1 protein-coding gene is annotated in these 339 nt (G+C 44.5%); it reads right to left on the minus strand.

The genetic code is table 11. The annotated features are described in order from the left end of the window. The coding region (locus tag HC175_RS21650; protein ID WP_235942729.1) for a DUF5916 domain-containing protein at positions 1-339 on the minus strand (339 nt) is incomplete at both ends.

Raw genomic sequence — 339 nt, forward strand, 5'->3', positions numbered from 1 at the left:
GGAGTACTATAATTGGCAGATCCTCCAAAGGCGAACCTTCTTTTTGTCATCCCGAAAAAGGAGGTGCCAAAATTAGTGGTCACGGCCATGTCCGGATCATACCTGCGCTGGTGGTTCCCCGTTAACCGGATGTTGTATTCATTAAAAATTCCCTGCGGTTCAAAGATCCTGTAAGAGGCATCCCAGAAAAAGTTATTGTAATTATTGGTAAAATTCAATCCCATGTCATTAATGTCATAGGTCTCGTTTGCAAATTCATGCGACAAGCCGTACCTCAATTGGCCTTTTGTACGGGCAAAGGAGAGGAGAGAGGCAAAGCCCAGCTTATTGCTGTTTGGT

The sequence above is a fragment of the Salinimicrobium oceani genome, assembly GCF_012037645.1.